Genomic DNA, 19,976 nt, shown 5'->3' with positions numbered 1-19,976 from the left:
CCTGACGCCGATCATTCTCCCGCAGCGGCGAGCAGCGATACGGGCACGCCGCGGCAGCTCACTGTCGCTAGTACCGCGACGCCTTCTTTACCATTGAGCTTCACGCCTGTCTCGTCCCGGGATAACTGCCTGTCGACCCGCACGAGGTTAAGCGGCCACGATGCACGCGACAACCGTTCATGCGCGATCGAGCCGATCCACAGCGGCACGGCGGACGTGCCGTTATCGACCGCATAGCCGCTCGGCCAGAAGCGCAGCACGTCGCGTCGATTGCGCGTGTCGCCGGGACGCATGAACACGAGCGACGACGGCACGCCGTTGTTCAGCTTTGGCAACACGGGCAACGCGGTCGCGGGCACATCGGGCGAGGCGAGCGAAAGCAGGCTATGCACGGAGAGCGTCGTGCCCTCGATCCATCCCTGCTCGCGCAATTGCCGGCGCAGCGTATCGCCGTCGGACACCCATTGCAGCGTGAGCGGCTCCTTGCGGTCGCCGCCCATATCCGAGCGATAACAAGGCAGTTGCTTCCACACCGAATCCGTCCATTGTTGCTGCGTCACGTGCGTGAGCGGCAGCGGCACCAGCGTCAGGCCGCCCGCCGGCGCGCCGCTCATGCCGACGCCGGACTGGACGCCCACGCTCGCGAGCACCGTCACGAGCATGACGGCCGGCATCCAGCGGCGCGCTGGCGGCGGCTGCGGATGCCGCAATATCGCGGTGAGCGCGACAATCGCCACCCACACATAGGCGAGCGCCGCGCCGCCGATCGCGTCCGACACCCAGTAGCGGCCGAAGTACACGCCCGCCAGCGCGACGACGATGACGACAAGCGTGCTCGCGGTGACGACGAGCAGACCCTCGAGCATGCCGACCCGCCGCGCGAGCAGGAACGCAAGAAAGCCATACACGATGACGGTCGCCGCCACGTGATTGCTCGGGAATACGTAGGCGTCGGTCATCAGCGCGTTCGGCGCGGCGCGTTGCATCGCGAGTTGCAACGCGAAGATCAGCAACTGCGAAAAGAGCACGGCCGCGAGCCAGTAGCCGACGGTGCGCCAGCGCCGCTCCCATGCCATCCACAGCGCGACGGCGACGATCAGCGCGGCGAGCGTGCCGGTGCTGCCGAGCGTCGCGAGGCCGGCGAGCAGCGAGTCGCCCCACGGCGTGCGCACCGATTGCATGAAGCGATAGACGGACTGGTCGACGTGTGTGAGCGGGTCGCCGCTGATCACGTCTTCGAGGATGCCGAAGAACAGTGCGCCGCATATGAGCACGATCAGCGACGCAGCGAGGATGCTCGTCGCATCCGGCGCTTCGGGATCGAGCAGTCTGCGCGCGACGCGGCCGACCGGCCCCGGATGACGGCAAGCCCAACTGCCGAGGTGGCGGCCGGCTGCATTCGACCATGCGTGAGCGTGCGACAGCAGAAAAGCCGCCGCGCGATAGCTGAGCCAGATGCTCGCGACGAGCAGCGCGAGAATCACGACGAGCCGGAACGACACCGCGCCGGCAAGCAGCACCGACGCGCCGAACACGACGCCCGGCAGGATATGCGCGGGCGCCCACAGCAGCGCGGACAGCACGTTCATCGCGTAAAAGCGCACGGGCGACATGCCGAGCATGCCGGCGACGACCGGCACGATCGCGCGCAACGGTCCGGCGAAGCGCGCGAGCACGACGCTCTTCGCGCCATGCTTGCCGAAGAAGCGGTAGCCGGCTTCCAGCACTTCGGGATGACGGGAGAACGGCCAGAGCTTGACGATCCGGCTCTTGTAGCGGCTGCCGATCCAGAAGCTGAGGCCGTCGCCGGCGATGGCGCCCGCGATCGCCCACGCGAGCACCCAGCCGAGGCTCAGCGAGCCGGTGCCTGTGAGCGCGCCCGCGAGAAACATCGCGGTGCTGCCGGGAACGAATGTGCCGATGACGGCAACCGACTCGAGAAAGGCCGCGAGGAATACGACCGTGAGCAGCCATTCCGGATGACCGGCCAGCAGGTGCAGGAGGTGGACGTACGCTTGCTCCATCGTGCGCGATCAGCCGTTTGGGCCGTTTGGGCGTGACGGTCGATCATAACGCGGGAGGAGGGTTTGTATCGTCGGCGGTGGCGTGCGGTGCCGGTCCTGCCATTTTGTGTGACTGCTTTCCTCACGCCCCGGCACGCGCGAGGAAAGCTCGTCAAACGCTAAGCGTCACGCTCACGAAGCCGAAAGCTGGTCGCCCGAAACATGCACGCGTTCGCCGACCTGGACCGGCGGCTGCGTCTGATAGTCGAAGTTACGATAGCTGCCGTCCTGCATGCGCACCTGCACCTGATAGCTCGTCTGCTTGCGCACCGCATGCTCGATGCCGTTGCCCGCCAGCCCGCCGCCGACAGCGCCGGCAATCGTCGTCAGGATCTTGCCGCGTCCGCCGCCGATCTGGTTGCCGACGAGCCCGCCCGCGACCGCGCCGCCGAGTGCGCCGAGGCCGGTCGTCGGCTCGGGCGACTGCACGGTGTTGATCGCGACCACTTCGCCGGCGTACGGATCGGCGGGAACCGGGCGCGTCGCCGGTTCGTTGGCCGTCTGGTAGCCGTTGTTGTTCGCATAGCGGGGCGCAGTCGCGCCGCCGCTATGCGTGCGATGCACAGGCGGTTTGGCGGGCGCAGCATGCTGTGCCGGCTCCTGCGCCGTTTGCGCGGCGGGCTGCTGCACGTTTTGCGGCACGGCCTGCTGCGTCGTTTGCTGCGCCGCCGACGGCTGCTGCGCGTTGAGCGTGCCGTTCGCGCTTTGCGCGGCGAGCGCCGCGGGCGAAACCGCGGGTTCGGTCACTGCATGCGACGTGGGCAGCAAGCCGGTCATCGCGGCGATCCCCGTCGCGCTTGCGACGATGACGGCCACCGCTGCGCCGGCGATCAACGGATGGATACGGCTGCGCGGTGAAGTGCTGGTCGTGACGTTCGTGTTCATTGCGGTCTCCGCGGGTAGGTGCCTGCAATAACGGTTGCGCGACGCGTCCGGTGCACGTTCCGCCCGCGCTGCTTTGTAAGGATTTGTACGACTTTGCACAGCGGCAGGCGGCCAGAGGCGAAACGCGGACATAAGCTGTTACCAGCGTGAACGAAGCAGGCCGCGGTTCGTCATACAGGTTGAGCGGCGCGTTATCGCGCGCAGTCGAACGGACGGAAATGACGGAGTGGAGCAATGAAAATCGTAATGGGCCGTATGGCAGCAACAGTGGTGATCGCGGCGTCCCTGTGCGGCGCGGTCGGAACGGCGTGCGCGCAGTCGGGCGGCACGCGCACGGCGCCGTCTACCGGAAACGTGGCTGGCGGCGGCGGAACGGTCGGCTCGACGCTCACGCCTTCGCCGGGACTTGAGACGCCTGGCGGCTCTATTGGCACAGGCCTGAGCGCAGGCGGCGTCGGCACGGGTCTGAACTCAGGCCACGTCCCTAACACGATGCGAGCGAACGGCACGAGCCTGAATCAGAACCCCGATCCGCGAGTGCCGAGTCTCAGCGGCAGGCCGGCGGCGCCGCGCTAGATCGACGCGCGCGAGCGGTGGTTTGCAGCGCATAAGCGGCTTTAAAATGAACGCTTCATCCACCGGTTCACCCCATCACAGGAAGCGCGCATGGCATACGGCGAGCACAACTACCAGGTCTCCGTTCAATGGACGGGCAATCGCGGCAGCGGCACATCCGGCTATCGTGACTACAGCCGCGATCACGTGATCGCTTCGGGAAGCAAGCCGGACATTCCGGGCTCGTCCGACGCCGCGTTTCTCGGCGACGCAAAGCGATGGAACCCCGAGGATTTGCTGGTTGCGGCGGCCTCGGCGTGTCACAAGCTGTGGTATCTGCACCTTTGCTCGGACGCGGGCATTGTCGTCGTCGACTATCGCGACGACGCCGAAGGGACCATGCTCGACAGTCCTCAGCAGGGCCGCTTTTCGCAGATCGTGCTGCGTCCGCGCGTGATCATTCAGGCGGGCGGCAACGCCGAACTGGCGCAGCAGTTGCACCACACGGCGCATGACAAGTGCTATATCGCGAACTCGGTCAATTTTCCGATTCTGTGCGAGCCGGCGATCGAAACGCGTGCGGGCTGAGCGCTAACGCGCGCCTTTCCGGACGTTCAACGCGCTTTACCGATTGCCGTCGAGCAACTCGCCCAACAGTTCGTCGAAGGCGGCCTGCGCGTCTTCCAGTTCCTGCAGCGCGGCGTCGAAAGTTTGCAGCGCGAATTGCGAGGGATTGCCGCTGCCGGCCGGCGGAAACTGCGACTGCAACGAAGCGAACGCGGTCTTGACCCGCTGCGTCGCCGTCAATACGCGCTCCATTGCGGCGGCTTCTTCCGCCCGCGCTTTCTCGTGATCGATGTTGTCCATGAAAACTCCGTGTTCGCCGACGCGTTGCCGGCGTCAGATTGATGCCACCTGTGATGCGCCGTTGATGCAACGCGCACCGCGTGAAAAGGCGTGACTATGCCACGTTCGCACTCACGATAGCGGCAAGCCACTGTCCGCCTTCACCTCGCGCAACGATAGCGCCGATTCCACCGACGTCACGCCAGGCAGGCTGCGCATCTGGTCGCGCATGAAAGTGCCGTAGTCGTCGAGATCGCGCGCGACCACTTGCAGGATATAGTCCGCGCTGCCCGACACGTTGTGGCACGCGATGATGCGCGGTATCGCCTGCACCTCGCGCTCGAAGCGGTTGGCGAGATTCTTGTCGTGCACGGCAAAGCGCACGAGAACGAAAGCGACCACGCCGAAGCCGAGCGCCGGACGCGCGAGCACGGCGCGATAGTGGCCAATATAGCTTTCGTTTTCCAGGCGCTTGAGCCGCCGCGCGCAAGGCGTCTCGCTCAGCCCGACGAGTTCGGCGAGCTTCGCATTCGACATGCGGCCGTCTTTTTGCAGCGCCGCGAGAATCGCGCGGTCGGTCTTGTCGAGGTCGGTTGTCATGGTCGGGCGGCCGATGTTTTGTGCTAGAGGAAAGCTGATGTAGATGACGCGATGTTAGCGTATTCCACCAAACCTCACGCCGCCGCGCCGGAAATTCGCCAACAAACCCTCCATCGACGATAGCAAGATAGAGCCATCGAATCCACGAGGCTCTCATGATTTCCGCACATCTTCTCGCCGTCTATATCGCCGCGCTGCTGGTCGTCTACGCGGTGCCTGGCCCGGACATGGCGCTGATCCTGCAAACCAGTATTGGACGCGGCGTGCGCAGCGGTTTTGCGGCGGCTTGCGGGCTCGGCGTCGCACGCGCGACGCATGTCACGCTGTCCGCTTGCGGCGCGGCCGCGCTGCTTCGCAACGCGCCGTGGCTATACGACGTCGTGCGCTATGGCGGCGCGGTTTATCTCGCCTGGGTCGGCATCCAGATTTTTCGCTCGCCGGTGTTCGCGTTGCCCGAGGGCGGCGCGTCGCGCGACGGGACCGGCGGCGTGCAGCAGCAGGCCTCGCAGGCGGGCATGCCGCAGTTGCGGGCTTCGTTCGTCAAGGGCTTGCTGACCAACCTGCTGAATCCGAAGGCGCTGCTGTTCTGTTCGGTGCTGTTGCCGCAGTTCGTGCGTCCCGAAGCGGGACCGGTCGCGTTGCAGATGATCGAGCTGGGTTCGGTGCTGCTCGCCGTCGGCTTCTGCTTCGACCTGGCGTACGCAGTCGGCGCGGCGCGGATCGCCCAATGGATGCGCGCGCATCCGCTTGCACAAACGCTGCAGCGCTGGACTTTTTCGGCGGCGCTGATCGGCTTCGCGGTGCGGCTGTCGCTCGATTGACGCGGCTTGGGCGGACGCCTGCGAGTTAACGCTGCCGATGCTATAACCCACAGCCGGCGTCTCGATGACGCCGGCCAGCGCGGCCGATCACTGAACTTCAGCCGCGCGCATAGGGCCGGCTCTTACTTCAGCCCGCCCAGATAGTCGAGCTTGCCAAGCTCCACACCGTTATGACGCAAGATGTCGTACGCGGTCGTCACGTGGAAGAAAAAGTTCGGCAGCACAAATCCCAGCAGATAAGACTGACCGGTGAACTCGATCGGTCCGCTGCGCATTTTCAATGTGATCGCGCGCTCTTCCGATCCGTCGATCTGCTGCGGGGTGAATTCCTTCAGATACTCGATCGTCTTTTGAAGGCGAGCGTGCAGTTCGTCGAAAGTCTGCTCGACGTCTTCGTACTTGGGCGCTTCGACATCCGCAAGCCGCGCGGCGCAGCCCTTCGCGGTATCGCTTGCGATGTACACCTGACGCGTGAGCGGCAACATGTCCGGCGCGAGGCGGGCGTTCGTGAACACCGCAGGTTCGATCTGCTTTTGCGCGGCGTGCGCCTGAGCTTTGCCGAGGATGCCTTGCAGATTGGTGAGGCCGCGAATCAGCACGGGCAGTGATGCTTGATACATCGAGATTGACATGGAGTTCCTCTGATTCTTCGATCTTGCGCGCGGACGCGCGAGGCAATGCAATGTAACGGCTAAACGGCCGCTGCAGCATCATAGCCGAGCGCCGCGGGCCATGCATCGGACGCCGCGGCACCTGGCCATTCGGCCGACTGCCGCTCGGACCGGAACTGTGTTCGAATGCATTGGTCCGAAGGTTTGCGAAGTCCCGCATGCCGCGCTTCGCATGCAGCACCTTCCAATAGCTGTCGTCGGGCGTTGAGTGGATGGGCGCGTGCGCCGGTCCGTCTCGCATCCGGCGCCGTCATGCCAAGAGGAGAGTCGCACATGGCCACCAAGCATCCGCTGCCCGGAAGCGAGCGCAACGTAGAACGAGGTTCCAAACTCATCGGCGACTGCGATCCATCGGAGAAGATCGAGGTCTTCGTGATGCTGCGCCGTCAGCAGCAGGCGCAGTTCGACGCGCTGATGAGCCGGATCGAAGCCGGCGACCCCAACGTGAAGCCGCTGTCGCGCGAGGCGATGGCCAAAGACTACGGCGCAGCCCCCGACGACGTCGCCAAAGTCAAGGCATTTGCCGCCGCGCATGGGCTGACGGTGGTGCGCGAAGATCTGGCCGCGCGCTCGGTGCTGCTGTCGGGCACTGTCGCGCAATTCCAGAGCGCGTTCGAAGTCAAGCTCGAAAAGTATCAGCACCATACGTCCGGCGAATTCCGCGGACGGACCGGCGCGGTCAACGTGCCGGACGATCTGCACGACGTCGTCGAGGCGGTGCTTGGGCTCGACAACCGCCCGCAGGCGCGGCCGCACTTTCGCATTCGTCCGCCGTTCAGGCCGGCGAAAACACATCAGGCTTCGTTCACGCCGCTGCAGTTGGCGTCGCTCTACAAGTTTCCGCAGGGCGACGGCAGCGGCCAGTGCGTCGGCATCATCGAGCTGGGCGGCGGTTACGATCCGGCGGATCTGAAGTCGTACTTCGCGAGCCTCGGCGTGCCTTCGCCCACGGTGAAATCGGTCAGCGTCGACCAGGCGCGCAACGAACCGACCGGTGACCCGAACGGCCCGGACGGCGAGGTCACGCTCGACATCGAGATTGTCGGCGCCATCGTGCCGGGCGCGACGATCGCGGTGTACTTCGCGCCGAACAGCGACGCCGGTTTTATCGACGCGGTGAGCCGCGCGGTGCACGACACGGTCAACAAGCCGTCGGTGATTTCGATCAGTTGGGGCGGGCCGGAGTCGATCTGGACGAGCCAGTCGCTGAAGGCGTTCAACAGCGTGCTGCAAACCGCGGCGGCGCTCGGCGTGACGGTGTGCGCGGCGTCGGGCGACAGCGGCTCGAGCGACGGCGCCAATGGCGGCGATAACGTCGACTTTCCGGCGGCGAGCCCGTATGTGCTCGCGTGCGGCGGCACGAGCCTCACCGCGTCCGGCACGTCGATCACGCACGAGGTGGTGTGGAACGACGGGCCGCAAGGCGGCGCGGGCGGCGGTGGCGTGAGCGGCGCGTTTGCGTTGCCGGCGTGGCAGGAGGGGCTTTCGGTCGCGTTGTCGGCGGGCGGCAAGAAGCCGCTCGCGAAGCGTGGCGTGCCCGATGTCGCCGGCGATGCCTCGCCGCTTACCGGCTACACGGTGCTGGTCGGCGGCACGCAAACGGTGGTGGGCGGAACGAGCGCGGTCGCGCCGCTGTGGGCCGCGCTGATTGCGCGCATCAACGCGGCGAAGGGCGCGCCGGCGGGCTTCGTGAATCCGAAACTGTACAAGGCGGCGGGCGTGTGCAACGACATCACGCAGGGCAATAACGGCAGCTTCGCGGCGTCCAAGGGCTGGGACGCCTGCACGGGACTCGGCAGTCCCAATGGTCAGAAAGTGGCTGCCGCACTATAGTCAGCAGGTTGATCGGCGAGTTGTCTAGCGAGTCGATCGGCACGAGTCCCGCAGCACCGGCACAAGACGTGAACGTACCCATGGAGCGATCATGACAAGCACAGAGCCAGCGTCCGTTAGTCCGCAGTCGCCGCACAATTCCGAAGCGTCAGCCAGGCCGGCAGCGGCGGGCAAGCACAAGGCGGGCGACCAGCCCTTCTTCGATCCGGTCGCCTACGGCAACGGCCCCGACGATTCCGTCACCGCGACCGACGAGAACGCTGCGATCACGCATCACTCGGTCACGATAGACGGCAAAAAGATCGACTACACGGCGACGGTCGGCCATCTGGTGATCGTCGACCCGAGCAGTTCGCAGCCCGCCGCGCGGATGTTCTACGTCGCGTTCACGCAGGACAACCAGAAAGAAGAAACCCGGCCGCTCACGTTCTTCTATAACGGCGGGCCCGGTTCTTCCGCGGTGTTCGTGCTGCTCGGCTCGTTCGGGCCGCGCCGCATCAGGACGTCGATGCCGAACTTCACGCCGCCCGCGCCGTACACGATCGAAGACAACCCCGACAGCCTGCTCGACAAGAGCGACCTGATTTTCGTCAACCCGGTCGGAACCGGCTATTCCGCGGCCGTCGCGCCGAAGAAGAACCGCGACTTCTGGGGCGTCGACCAGGACGCCGATTCGATCGCGCAGTTCATCAAGCGCTTTCTGACGAAGAACAATCGCTGGAATTCGCCGAAGTATCTGTTCGGCGAGTCGTACGGCACGGCGCGCAGTTGCGTGGTCGCTTACCGGTTGCACGAAGGCGGCGTCGATCTGAACGGCATCACGCTGCAATCGTCGATACTCGATTACACGCAGGCCGGCAATCCGGTCGGCGCGCTGCCCACGGCCGCCGCCGACGCCTGGTATCACAAGAAGCTCGGCATCGCGCCGCGGCCGACGGATCTCGGCGCGTTCGCCGAGGAAGTCGCGCAGTTCGCCCGCACCGATTACCTCGCGGCGTTGCGCAAATTCCCGACCACCGACGCAGCGACGGTCGAGAAGCTCGCCGAATACACCGGCATCGACAAGACGACCTTGCTTGCGTGGAGTCTCGACATAGCGTCGTACGACAGCCGCGGCAATTCGCTGTTCCTGACCACGCTGCTCAAGTCCAAGGGTCTCGTGCTCGGTGCCTACGACGGCCGCGTCACCGCCATCGGCACCGGCATTGCGGGCAAGATCGATCCGAACTCCGGCGGCAACGATCCGACCATGACGGCCGTGTCCGGCGTCTATACGACGATGTGGAACGTCTATCTGAACGAGCAGTTGAAGTACACGTCGAACTCGGCCTTCACGGATCTCAACGATCAGGCGTTCCAGTTCTGGGACTTCAGCCACATCGACCCGACCGGCGCGCAGAAGGGCGTGGACGACAAGGGCAACGTGATTCTCTACACGGCCGGCGACCTCGCGGCGGTCATGGCGCTCAATCCCGATCTGAAGGTGCTGTCGGCAAACGGCTTTTATGATTTCGTCACGCCGTTCTATCAGACGGTGCTCGATTTGCAGCAAATGCCGCTGCTCAGTCAGCAGGTGCGGCAGAACCTGTCGGCGCGCTTTTATCCGTCGGGCCACATGATTTATCTCGACGGCGGCTCGCGCACCGCGCTGAAGGCGGACCTCGCGCACATGTATGACTCGACGGTGGCCAACACTGAGGCACTTAGCCGCATCCGGGCACTGCAGGCGCGCACGGCGCAATAGCCAAAGCGCGGGGTTCCACGGCGGCTGTCGCGGTCGCCGTGGAAAGTTTGTAGCGCTCCGGCGCACCGCTCAGAGTCGGCGGTTTTTTCCGTATGCGGATCGAATGTGTTTTAATTGCCTTGCGAATTGAACTACCGCGTGCCTCGACAGGCGCGCCGACGAATGAAGGCAGGCATTGCAGACAGGCGTCGCGGCGAGGCTTCCGGCGACCACATAGGCAGTACTTTTCGACCGCGCGCAGTTGCGTTCGCGCGGCGGCGCGCGTGGCGCGCGCGTTTCACGCTTACGCTGGGTCTTGCCGCGCTGCTCGCAGTGCGCGTCGGCGCAGTGTATGCGCAGGACGCGGCCATGCTCGACGAACGCGTGACGCAGCAATCCATCCGCGAGACGATTTGCCGCCCTGGCTATGCGAGCGCGGTCTCGCCGCCGTTCGATGAACTGATGGCGCACAAGGACCGGATGCTCGCGGAGCGCGGCATCGACGCAGACGACGGCGCCGAGTTCGCGCTCGATCGGCGCGTGCCCGTGGTGCTCGGCGGCTCGCCGGACGCGCCGTCCAATCTCGGCCTTCTGCCCTGGGCGGGACGGCAGGGCGAGCGGCGCAAGGCGCGCGCGGCGGTCATGCTCAAGCGCTGCGTCTGCGAGGGCAAGCTGAGTCTCGCGGAAGCGCAGGCGGCGATCGTCGGTGATTGGTCGGTGGTCTATTCTGGCTTTAGCCAGGAGTCTTGCGACATCAGCCGGCTGGATGTCGCCACCAGCGCCGACAGCGGGCGCGCAGCGGGGCGCGGCACGCAGCCGTAACGGTTGGTGTCGGCGCGGATTGCGCGGCGCTTGCAAAAGGTTGAATGCGCCGGAACGCTCGATCCTGTCTCCAACTTTGCGGGCGTGACCCACAAACGCTTTTTGTCAGCGCGTGCCGCCAGCCCGCATTACTTACTTGTCGTCGCCGCTCGCCGTCTTTCAGCACGCGGCTTTCGCATCGAACTCGCCGAATCAACTCATTCCTGGAGAATTACCATGACTTATTCACGTCTTGCCGCAGCGACGCTCGCCGTGCTGAGCGTTGCATGCGCCGTCGGTACCGCGCCCGTGTTCGCCGCCGAGCCGGCGCATTGCGGCAAAGCCGACGCGCTGCAAATTCGCGGCGATGTGCCCGCGGCCATCAGCTTCGATGTCTATCGTCAACTGCGTCCGCTGAACGCGCAGCGCATCGCGCTCTTTCAGTCGGCCGGGGAAGTGAAGCATTTGCCCGACGGACTTGCCGTGTGCGAGGTCGCGGACGACGGCGTGGACGATCCGTCCGCGGTGCTGGTCGCATTGCCGCAAGGCAAGAACGCGTGGTGGGTGAGCGCGGCCAACGTGCAGGACGCTGACTGACGCTCGCGCGGCGAGCAGCAGCTTTCATTCGCCGATCGGCGCAACGAACTCCGGCATGCATGCCGCGGTCCGCTTCTTGCAACCCGCGTCTGCACGCGCAATGTTCAGCACAATTTCCAGGCGCCGCGGCGCAGTCAGTCAAAACAGTGTTGCGGCCGAACGGATAGCGCGCTATTCGGGTACAGTGCACATTGATCGTGCTACCCGGTGCGAGCTTGTCATGGTGACGCCGCGTCGCATCGCGTGTCCGATCGTAAGTGGCTATCCTTAAACAGGACCCCGGCGGGCTCATCGGAATACCGCGGGAATACCGCGCGGAATATCGGAGATTCAAATGATCGCTTTCTACCTGTCATTGGCCGCGCTCGGCGCGGCGGGCGCCGCACTCATCCGCGAACTGGCCGCCGCACAGGCGAGACAACGCGCGGCATTGCGCCCGGCGCGCGTGCGCGTCGACAGGTCCGGCGGCAGCCGCCAGGAGTAGGCAGCATGAACCTGATCGTGCGCAACATCGCGCCGTCGTGCACCGAGCAGGAAGTGCGCGAATTCCTCAAGCACGAGCTGGGGCATTACGCGCGCAACGTCGAGGTCGTCGACGCGGGCACGCCTGGCGCCTACGCCACGGTCGAACTCGATGCGCAAGTGCCGTATGTCGGCGAAGTCATCGCGCGGCAGATTCATGGCAAGCACCTGGGCGGAATGGCGCTCGAGGCGAGCGCCGATCTTTTCACCGACGACTCGCCGCCCGCCCAGCCGCCCGCGCACTAAGCGCTGAGCTGCGGTTCGCGTTGCGGCTCATGTTGCGGCTCACGCTTCGCTCGTGGGCGCGGGCCAGTCGAACGGCGTGTACGGCAGCGCGCGCTTGTGCCGCGTCACATCGTAGAAACGCAAGATGATGTTGCGTGCCTCGTCGCTGACCGGTTTGCCTTCCAGGAAGTCGTCGATCGTCTCGTACGGTACGCCGTAGGCATCTTCGTCGGGCCGTTGCGGGCGCAACGCTTCGAGGTCCGCGGTCGGCACCTTGTGCGCGAGCGCGTCGGAGGCACCGAGCGCCTTCGCGACTGCGCGCACCCGGCGCTTGTTGAGCCCGGCGAGCGGCAGCACATCGGCGCCGCCGTCGCCGAACTTCGTAAAAAATCCCATCAGCGATTCAGCCGCGTGATCCGTGCCGATCACGACGCCCGTGCGCGTGCTCGCCACCGCGTACTGCGCAATCATTCGTTGCCGCGCCTTGATGTTGCCGTGCACGAAGTCTTCCTGCGCTTCGTCCGCGAACGGCAGGCCGCTTTGATGCAGCGACGCGAGCATCGCGTCGGCGGCGGGCTTGATGTCGATGGTCAGCGTCTCGTCCGCACGAATGAAGGCGAGCGCCTGCTGCGCGTCGGCCTCGTCTTTCTGCTCGCCGTGCGGCAGGCGTATCGCGACGAAACGCGCGTCGTAATTTTCCGCGCGCGAGCGCTCGACGGCCAGTTGCGCGAGGCGCCCGGCCGTCGTCGAATCCACGCCGCCGCTGATGCCGAGCACGTACGTCTTCAGGCCGTTGCTGCGCAGATAGTTCGCGAGAAAAGAGATGCGGCGCTCGATTTCCTCGTTGGCGTCGAAGCCGGCGCTAACGTGCATTTCCGCCGCGATGTTGGTCTGAACAGTGGCTGGATCGGTCTGCTTCATGGTTGTCTTGCTCCTTGCTGGTGGCGCAGTGCTTTCTGATGAAGAACGGCTTCCGCGATCGTACGAGCATGTAGCGGACCCGCGAAGTCTTGATCGGCAGAACGCGACGGGCCGCGCAAGCGCACATCAACACATCAGCGCATCACGCCGACATCACCACATCAACAACACCGTGCCCGCGCCGAGGACGCCGCCGCACAACACACATGCCCACAACAGCGCGCGCGTGCGCCGATATTCGCGGCCGATCTCGGCAAGCAGTCGAGCGTTTTGTCCCGGCGAGCGCGCGCGATCGTGCTCGTGCTGCAGATAGCGCACCGCCAGTTGCGGCACGCGCGGCAGCATGTGCGCGAGATGCGGCAGTTCGCGTGAAATGCGCTTGAACCAGCCGCGGTGATCGATGTCGCGCCGCGCAATATCCGCGAGCACTCCGCGCGCGATATTCCATGTATCGACGCCCGGATGCAGCGCACGCGCCAGCATTTCGGCCTGCTGGAACGAGCGTTGCGCGGTGGCGAGGCGGCTCGATACGGTGCCGTCGAACGGATGCACCGCGTGCAGCAGATGATGAAACAGCGAGCCCGCCGAACGGTCCTCTGGCGCCGCCGCGAAATGCGCTTCGGCACGCGTGCGCAACTCCGCTTCGAGCAGCTCGGCGCGCGTGTCGTGCGGCACGTGTCCCGCGTCGCGATGCATTTCCGCGAGCCGTCCATACTCCTGCTCGAACAGGGCAGTCGCGCCGTGCACGAAGAACTCGCGCTCGCCGGTCGACAGGCTCGACATGATCGAAAACTCGGCCAGCACGAGGCGGCCCAGCGAATCCGGTTCGATGCTCACGCGAACCCGCCGCGCGTCGAGCGTCGCGTGAAAGAAGCCGTGTTCGAAAGCCTGCTCGGTGACGACTTCGACGATATGCGCGGCGAGCGGCGCGAGTTTCACATGATGCGCGTGCAGGCCGCTCAGGTCGCTCGCCGGCAATGTGTCGATGCGTTGCATGGTGAGCGTGAGGGGCGTGCACAGGTCCCAGATCACGTTGGGCACGACGATGCGCGTGTCGCCGTCGAAATGATGGCCGGTCTGACTCAGATTGGCGGCTTCGGCGCGCAGATCGAAGCGGCGCAGGATGTCGTCGGTGAAGGTTTGCGCGAGCGCCCGCAGCCGCAGGCGGCGCGCCGTGCCGGACACTTTTTCCAGCCAGCGCGCGACCCAGCGCAACAGCGCGAGCTCGTCGCCGATCTGCTGCAACTGGCCGGCGCGCAGCAGCTTGATCGCCACCTCGCGATGACCGTTGACGGGCATGATGAGCCGAGCGAAATGCGTCTGTTCGGCAAAACCGCTGCGCACCGGAACGAGGTCCACCGCGCTGAAAAGCGTGGCGAGCGGACGGCCGAACGCGCGCGCCAGCGCCTCCTCGGATTCGCGCGGCGGCAGCGGCGTTTCCAGATGATCGACGGCGTCGATGGCGTCGTGCAATGTCGCGTTCGCCAGTTCGGGACGCTCGACGAGCGTCTTCGCGAAACGGCCGGCAAGCGGGCCGAGCGCCGGCAGCAGGCCGTGCACGCTGCGCGCGCTGTCCGCCGACGCATGCACGCGGCCGACGAGTTCGATCATCCAGTGGAGCTTGCGATCGGACGGCACGGCGAGCCAGAGCAGGCGCGCGCCATATCGCAGTGCGTGGTAAAGCAGTAGTAAGCGGCGAAACAGTGGCGGCATCGGAGTTCGGTCGACGGCAATGCGGCGCGCGTCCAACTGCCGCGCCGCGGGGCCAGGACGCTCAGATTATCAGGGATGCGCGGTGTGCGGCGTGCGGTCGCATTCAACGACGTGTTGCCGAATACGCACGACCTTCATCTTCAATTCGATAGCGGCGCCATCAGCAAGCAAACAGGCTTCCGCTTGCCGCCTGAACGGCCCGCGCATGCCGAGGGTAAAATGAGTCCGGTAAGTACATTTTTTTACCGATTTGGAACAACCCTTATGAGTCAGAGTGACGACAGGCAGGATGTGACGCGCGAAACAGAGGAGCAGTTCCGGATTCTCGTTCAGGGCGTCACTGACTACGCGATATTCATGCTTTCGCCTGCCGGAGTCGTCACGAGTTGGAACGTCGGCGCCGAGCGGATCAAGGGGTATCGGCAGTCGGAGATCATCGGCGAGCATTTCTCGCGTTTCTACACGGACGAGGACAAAGCAGCCGGCGCGCCCGCGCAGATACTCGCGATCGCGGCGAGAGAAGGCCGTGCCGAACGCGAAGGATGGCGGGTTCGCAAAGGGGGCAGCCGCTTCTGGGCGCACGTCGTGGTCGACGCGATCCGCGACGAAGCGGGTGCTCTCGTCGGATTTGCAAAGGTGACGCGCGACATCACCGAGCGCAAGGAAGCCGCGGCCGCGCTCGAGAAGGCCAACGCCGCGCTGTTCCAGGCGCAGAAGATGGAAGCGATCGGGCGGCTGACGGGCGGCGTCGCGCACGACTTCAACAATCTGCTGGCCGTGCTTTCGAACGGTCTCGAGGTGCTCGCGCTGCAGGCGCGCACGCCGCTCGACAAGAAAATGATCGACGGGATGCGGCGGGCGATCGACCGCGGCGCGTCGCTGACGCAGCAGTTGCTGTCGTTCGCGCGGCAACAGCCGTTGCAGGCGCAGGTGCACGACCTGAACGGATTGATTCGCGAGTTCACGCCCATGCTCTCGCGGGCCGGCAACCGCAACACGCATGTCGAGCTTGGCCTGCATGCCACGCACGCTTTCGCATCCGTCGATGCCGCGCGTTTCGAGGCGGCCTTGCTCAATCTGGTTGTCAACGCGGTCGACGCCATGCCGACCGGCGGCGCGGTCACGATTACCACCGACACGGTCCAGTCGGAGACGGAAGTGACCCCCGCGCTGCCTGCCGGGCACTACGTCCGCATTTCGGTTGCGGATACCGGTAGCGGCATGTCCGAGGACGTGCTCGCGCAGGCGTTCGAGCCGTTTTTCACGACCAAGCAGCCAGGCAAGGGCACGGGACTGGGCTTGAGTCAGGTGTACGGGTTTATCGCCCAGTCGGGCGGCGACGTGCATCTATCGAGCGAAGTGGGCAAGGGCACGACGGTCGATCTTTATCTGCCGGTCGCGGAGCCGCCGGCAGCCGTCGGTCTGCCGTCGACGGCAAGGCATGAGACGGTTTTGCTGGTCGAGGACGAGCCCGACGTGCTCGGCGTTGCGTCCGAACTGTTGATGAACATCGGCTACGAAGTGGTGCCCGCGAGCAGCGCGTCGGAGGCGGCGCTGATTCTCGAGGAGCGGGCTGACATCGACGTTGTTTTCACCGACATCTCGATGGCCCACGGCATGAGCGGACTCGAACTGGCGCAACTCGTGCGCGCGCACTATCCGGCGATCAGGGTCGTGTTGACGTCGGGCTATTCGCCGGCTCCGCTGCACGACGAGAAGAGTGAACTGCGGGATCTGATATTCGTGCAAAAGCCGTATCGGTTGGCCGATCTTGCCAAGGCGCTGCGGGCGTGAGCGTGAGCGTGAGGGTGAGCGTGAGCGGGAATTGCGGGAGCTCGCTTATGGTCCGCTTTGTCCGCTTTCGCTGATCAACGAGTCGCTTGCGAAGACGCGATACGGCGACTCATCGAGGTTCAGATGATCGGGCATAGGGAACGCATTTACGCAGTAGTCGATTTCCACGTAGCTCAAGTGCCCCGACTCATCGGCGAAAAGAAGAATTTGCAGCGACCTTGATTCGCCCAACTCGTCCCGGGCGCGGAAGTCCGCTTCAAACACTAATCGGTTCCCGGGCCCCTCGGCCGATAGTTTTGGAACTGATTCGGGCGCGGTCATCGACAAGCCAAAGCTATTGCATCCGCATTCGCAGAGTTCCACGATTTCGGCGTTTGCAAATTGCGCTGCGAGCGCTATTGGATTGGGAAACTGGCATCGGTTAAGGATGAACGCCATCCAATACTCGGCACGGGACACATCGTTTTGCATTTTTCTCGATTCATAGGCTACCGACACTCCGTTCGGGAGACGACGATTGTCGTCGATAGAAGCGAAGCCGTCGACTGCAAGCTCACGATTGCTTGCGGTCCGGTGTAATACCGCGATGTAATACCATTGCGCTAACGCAATATGCCGACACCATTGGAGTAAGCGATGACAGGCGCAACCGTGTTTAACGAGCGGACCGATCACTGGCTCGTCGCGCGGCGCGATCCCGAGACGGGCATTGAAGGGCTGCGTGCGCATTTCAGAGGCCACGCCTACGATCCGCACGATCACGACGACATGTTGATCGGCTACACAGAGCAAGGCGTCCAACGTTTTCAGTGCCACCGGTCTTTGCACACGAGCACACCGGGCCGGGCGATCCTGATCGAGCCCGGCGCGCTGCATGACGGTCACGCGCCGGAGGCGAGCGGCTTCACGTATGCCGCGTTGTACCTGCCGCAAGGCTGGGTCGAGCACGCGGCGCGTCAACTGAATCTTCCGGGGTTACGCGGCGTTGAAGCGGCCTTTAGCCATACGCTGGTGGACGATCAACATCTCGTCGATGCAATCCGGGCCGCTTTTTTCGCCATTTATCACGACGAGGGCAGGTTGGCGCGCGACCAGGCGCTCGATCGCGTGCTGACGCAACTCAGCGGCCACGTGCTCGATGCGCCGTCGACGAATGGCTCCGCGATACCGCTCGCCGCGCTTCGCGTGCGCGATCTTTTGCACGAGCAGATGGCCGGCAATATCGGACTCGATGAACTGGCGACGGCTGCGGGCATCGACCGCTTCCGGTTGACGCGCCTCTTCAAGCGCGCGTTCGGCACGTCGCCGCATGCGTATCTGGTGCGTTTGCGTCTGCGCGCCGCGCGTCAAATGCTGGCGAGCGGTCATCAGCCTGCGCAGGTTGCGGCGGCTGTCGGGTTCTCGGATCAGAGTCATCTTGGCCGCTGGTTTCATCGCGCGTACCGGATGACGCCGGCGGCCTATCGGCGCATGTGCACAAACGTTCCAGACTGATCGCCGCGGATCGTGGACCATGAGCGTTCCAAGGAGGGACGTTCATGTTCGAAACGAAAGTGGCGCTGATCGTGCGCGACGATCTGGCTGTGTGGCAAAAACTCAACGTCGTCGCATTTCTCGCGACGGGCGTGGCGGCTGCGATACCCGATGCGCTAGGCGAGCGTTATGAGGACGCTGCGGGACGTCGGTATGGCCGCATGCTCGGGCAACCGATGCTGGTGTTCGCCGCTGATCTGCCGGGTTTGCAGGCCGCGCATCGGCAGGCAGTCAGCCGTGAGCTCGAGATTGTGCCGTATGTCCATGCGATGTTTTCGACTGGACATGACGCGGCGAATCGTGAGGTGTTTCGTGCACAGGATGCCGGTAATCTGGATCTGGTGGGGCTCGCGGTGCATGGGGCGAAGAAGGCGGTGGATAAGGCGGTGAAGGGGTTGGGGTTGCATGGGTGAGGGGAGAGCGTGAAACGGGACGCGATGAAATGAGCTCCCGGTGCCACCTAAGGTCGCCGCTGTGGTTGCCTGTCGTGGGCTCGATTCTTCATGCAATCGTCGCCAAGGCTTCCAGTTCTTCCGCCCAAACAGCGCCTTGCAACTGACCCTGATCCCCCCTCACCCCACCTCCACCCCCACCGCCGTAGCCTCCCCCCCACCGATACAAAGACTCGCCACCCCACGCTTCCCCCCGCGTTGCCGAAGCGCACCCAGCAGCGTCACGATAACCCGCGCCCCCGTCGCGCCGATCGGATGACCGAGCGCGCAAGCGCCGCCATGCACGTTCACGCGCTCGTGCGAAAGCGCGAGCTCGCGCATCGCGGCCATGACCACCACGGCGAATGCCTCGTTGATTTCCCAAACGTCGACATCGCTCGCCCGCCATCCCACCGTGGCGAGCAACTTCTGAATCGCACCGACCGGCGCCGTCGTGAACCAGGCCGGTTCCTGCGAATGCGTGGCGTGTCCGCGGATCACGGCGAGCGGCGCCAAGCCATGCTCGCGTGCGGTCGACTGGCGCATCAGAACGAGGGCCGCCGCACCGTCGGCGATGGAACTGGAGTTCGCCGCCGTCACCGTGCCGTCCTTCGCAAACGCGGGTTTGAGCTTCGGGATCTTGTCCAGTTGCGCCTTCGCCGGCGCTTCGTCCTCGTCGATGAGTATCTCGCCGTTACGACCCGGCACGGTCATCGGCGCAAGCTCCCAGCGGAACAGGCCATCGCGCTGCGCCTGCTGCGCGCGCAGCGTGGAGGTCGAAGCGAACGCGTCTTGCGCCTCGCGTGTGAAATCGAAACGGCGCGCGCAGTCCTCGGCGAAGGTGCCCATGAGGCGGCCATCGGAGGCGAGGCCGTAGTGATCCTCCAGGCCGTCGAAGAACATATGGTCGAGTACCTGGCCGTGTCCCAGACGCTGACCCGAGCGTGCCTTGGGCAACAGGTACGGCGCGTTGCTCATGGATTCCATGCCGCCCGCGACGATCACTCGTTGACTGCCGCTGAGCAGCAGATCGTGCGCGAGCATCGCCGCCTTCATCCCCGAGCCGCAGACCTTGTTGATCGTGGTGCAGCCCGCCGATAGCGGCAAACCCGCGCCGAGCGACGCCTGGCGCGCGGGCGCCTGACCGAGGCCCGCGGGCAGCACGCAGCCCATCAGCACTTCATCGACGGCGTCGGGTTGCAGCCCGGCACGTTGCACCGCGGCGCGGATCGCGTGCGCGCCCAGCACAGGCGCCGTCAGCGAAGCGAAGTTGCCCTGGAAACCACCCAGCGGCGTGCGGGCAGCAGCGACGATCACAACGGGATCATCGGAAGTCGAAGAGGCAGTCATGCGAGTCTCCATTCGCCGCTTCATGGCGGCGTTGCAAAGGGTGAGGAAGGTGTCGTCGTCGATGAATCATTGCCACTCGAACCCGGCGGCGG

Annotated in this window: 21 protein-coding genes; 12 read left to right on the top strand and 9 right to left on the bottom strand. The window is 65.0% G+C overall.

The features are described from left to right. Positions 1-11 precede the first annotated feature (11 nt). Positions 12-2,024 carry a bifunctional DedA family/phosphatase PAP2 family protein gene (locus AB6809_RS13435; RefSeq protein WP_029966104.1) on the bottom strand — a complete coding sequence of 671 codons (2,013 nt, stop codon included), beginning with the start codon at positions 2,022-2,024 and terminating at the stop codon, positions 12-14. A gap of 171 nt (positions 2,025-2,195) precedes the next feature. Beyond that, on the bottom strand, positions 2,196-2,948 hold the full coding sequence (locus tag AB6809_RS13430; RefSeq protein WP_029966102.1) for a glycine zipper 2TM domain-containing protein: 753 nt from the start codon (positions 2,946-2,948) through the stop codon (positions 2,196-2,198). 234 nt (positions 2,949-3,182) lie between these two features. On the opposite strand from AB6809_RS13430, the gene AB6809_RS13425 reads away from it, so the two are divergent. Continuing rightward, the gene (locus AB6809_RS13425; RefSeq protein WP_029966100.1) at positions 3,183-3,524 is read left to right on the top strand and encodes a hypothetical protein; all 342 of its coding nucleotides are present in this window, start codon (positions 3,183-3,185) and stop codon (positions 3,522-3,524) included. A 90-nt stretch (positions 3,525-3,614) separates the two neighbouring features. Beyond that, positions 3,615-4,091, top strand: a complete 477-nt coding sequence (locus AB6809_RS13420; protein WP_029966098.1) for an OsmC family protein — start codon at positions 3,615-3,617, stop codon at positions 4,089-4,091. Positions 4,092-4,127: 36 nt separating this feature from the next. Here AB6809_RS13420 and AB6809_RS13415 read toward each other — a convergent pair whose 3' ends face one another. Continuing rightward, positions 4,128-4,370 (bottom strand): hypothetical protein, encoded by a 243-nt coding sequence (locus AB6809_RS13415; protein WP_053859393.1) that lies wholly within the window; start codon positions 4,368-4,370, stop codon positions 4,128-4,130. Positions 4,371-4,481: 111 nt separating this feature from the next. Continuing rightward, the gene (locus AB6809_RS13410; RefSeq protein ID WP_029966095.1) at positions 4,482-4,949 is read right to left on the bottom strand and encodes an Lrp/AsnC family transcriptional regulator; all 468 of its coding nucleotides are present in this window, start codon (positions 4,947-4,949) and stop codon (positions 4,482-4,484) included. 155 nt (positions 4,950-5,104) lie between these two features. On the opposite strand from AB6809_RS13410, the gene AB6809_RS13405 reads away from it, so the two are divergent. After that, positions 5,105-5,770 carry a LysE family translocator gene (locus AB6809_RS13405; protein ID WP_029966094.1) on the top strand — a complete coding sequence of 222 codons (666 nt, stop codon included), beginning with the start codon at positions 5,105-5,107 and terminating at the stop codon, positions 5,768-5,770. 122 nt (positions 5,771-5,892) lie between these two features. Here the strand turns inward: AB6809_RS13405 and AB6809_RS13400 are convergent, their stop codons facing one another. Beyond that, complete coding sequence (locus AB6809_RS13400; RefSeq protein ID WP_029966093.1) at positions 5,893-6,402, bottom strand: DUF1993 family protein; 510 nt, start codon at positions 6,400-6,402, stop codon at positions 5,893-5,895. 312 nt (positions 6,403-6,714) lie between these two features. Here AB6809_RS13400 and AB6809_RS13395 point away from each other — a divergent pair, with 312 nt between their 5' ends. From AB6809_RS13395 to AB6809_RS13370, 6 genes are all read left to right on the top strand, one after another. Then, positions 6,715-8,274 carry a protease pro-enzyme activation domain-containing protein gene (locus tag AB6809_RS13395; RefSeq protein ID WP_006052074.1) on the top strand — a complete coding sequence of 520 codons (1,560 nt, stop codon included), beginning with the start codon at positions 6,715-6,717 and terminating at the stop codon, positions 8,272-8,274. Positions 8,275-8,365: 91 nt separating this feature from the next. Further along, on the top strand, positions 8,366-10,018 hold the full coding sequence (locus AB6809_RS13390; RefSeq protein ID WP_006052075.1) for a S10 family peptidase: 1,653 nt from the start codon (positions 8,366-8,368) through the stop codon (positions 10,016-10,018). Positions 10,019-10,180: 162 nt separating this feature from the next. Beyond that, on the top strand, positions 10,181-10,819 hold the full coding sequence (locus AB6809_RS13385; RefSeq protein WP_029966092.1) for a hypothetical protein: 639 nt from the start codon (positions 10,181-10,183) through the stop codon (positions 10,817-10,819). A gap of 216 nt (positions 10,820-11,035) precedes the next feature. Beyond that, positions 11,036-11,395, top strand: a complete 360-nt coding sequence (locus AB6809_RS13380) for a hypothetical protein (RefSeq protein WP_029966091.1) — start codon at positions 11,036-11,038, stop codon at positions 11,393-11,395. A gap of 334 nt (positions 11,396-11,729) precedes the next feature. Beyond that, positions 11,730-11,879: a hypothetical protein gene (locus tag AB6809_RS13375; protein ID WP_006052078.1), complete on the top strand. Its 150-nt coding sequence runs from the start codon at positions 11,730-11,732 to the stop codon at positions 11,877-11,879. A 5-nt stretch (positions 11,880-11,884) separates the two neighbouring features. Next, a complete protein-coding gene (locus tag AB6809_RS13370) occupies positions 11,885-12,163 on the top strand; it encodes an RNA-binding protein (RefSeq protein ID WP_006052079.1) in 279 nt (92 codons plus the stop codon). Between the two features lie 39 nt (positions 12,164-12,202). On the opposite strand, the gene nadE is transcribed toward AB6809_RS13370, so the two are convergent. Beyond that, entirely contained in the window at positions 12,203-13,063 is an 861-nt protein-coding gene (gene nadE / locus AB6809_RS13365; protein ID WP_029966090.1) for an ammonia-dependent NAD(+) synthetase, read from the bottom strand. Positions 13,064-13,216: 153 nt separating this feature from the next. Continuing rightward, entirely contained in the window at positions 13,217-14,776 is a 1,560-nt protein-coding gene (locus tag AB6809_RS13360; protein ID WP_371026823.1) for an ABC1 kinase family protein, read from the bottom strand. Positions 14,777-15,040: 264 nt separating this feature from the next. On the opposite strand from AB6809_RS13360, the gene AB6809_RS13355 reads away from it, so the two are divergent. Then, positions 15,041-16,570, top strand: a complete 1,530-nt coding sequence (locus tag AB6809_RS13355; RefSeq protein ID WP_029966087.1) for a PAS domain-containing sensor histidine kinase — start codon at positions 15,041-15,043, stop codon at positions 16,568-16,570. Positions 16,571-16,615: 45 nt separating this feature from the next. Here the strand turns inward: AB6809_RS13355 and AB6809_RS13350 are convergent, their stop codons facing one another. Continuing rightward, positions 16,616-17,041, bottom strand: coding sequence for a hypothetical protein (locus tag AB6809_RS13350; protein WP_035569430.1), 426 nt, complete (start codon positions 17,039-17,041; stop codon positions 16,616-16,618). 165 nt (positions 17,042-17,206) lie between these two features. Here AB6809_RS13350 and AB6809_RS13345 point away from each other — a divergent pair, with 165 nt between their 5' ends. Both AB6809_RS13345 and AB6809_RS13340 read left to right on the top strand, forming a co-directional pair. After that, a complete protein-coding gene (locus AB6809_RS13345) occupies positions 17,207-18,064 on the top strand; it encodes an AraC family transcriptional regulator (RefSeq protein ID WP_029966086.1) in 858 nt (285 codons plus the stop codon). A gap of 44 nt (positions 18,065-18,108) precedes the next feature. Further along, positions 18,109-18,516, top strand: coding sequence for a DUF2000 domain-containing protein (locus AB6809_RS13340; RefSeq protein WP_029966085.1), 408 nt, complete (start codon positions 18,109-18,111; stop codon positions 18,514-18,516). Positions 18,517-18,675: 159 nt separating this feature from the next. Here AB6809_RS13340 and AB6809_RS13335 read toward each other — a convergent pair whose 3' ends face one another. Continuing rightward, entirely contained in the window at positions 18,676-19,884 is a 1,209-nt protein-coding gene (locus AB6809_RS13335; protein ID WP_307258983.1) for an acetyl-CoA C-acetyltransferase, read from the bottom strand. Positions 19,885-19,976 lie beyond the last annotated feature (92 nt).

This window comes from Paraburkholderia sp. RCC_158 (genome assembly GCF_041355255.1).
GTDB classification, from domain to species: Bacteria; Pseudomonadota; Gammaproteobacteria; order Burkholderiales; family Burkholderiaceae; genus Paraburkholderia; species Paraburkholderia graminis.
Note: the sequence above shows the minus strand (reverse complement) of the source record. Positions and strands in the feature narration are given on the sequence as shown.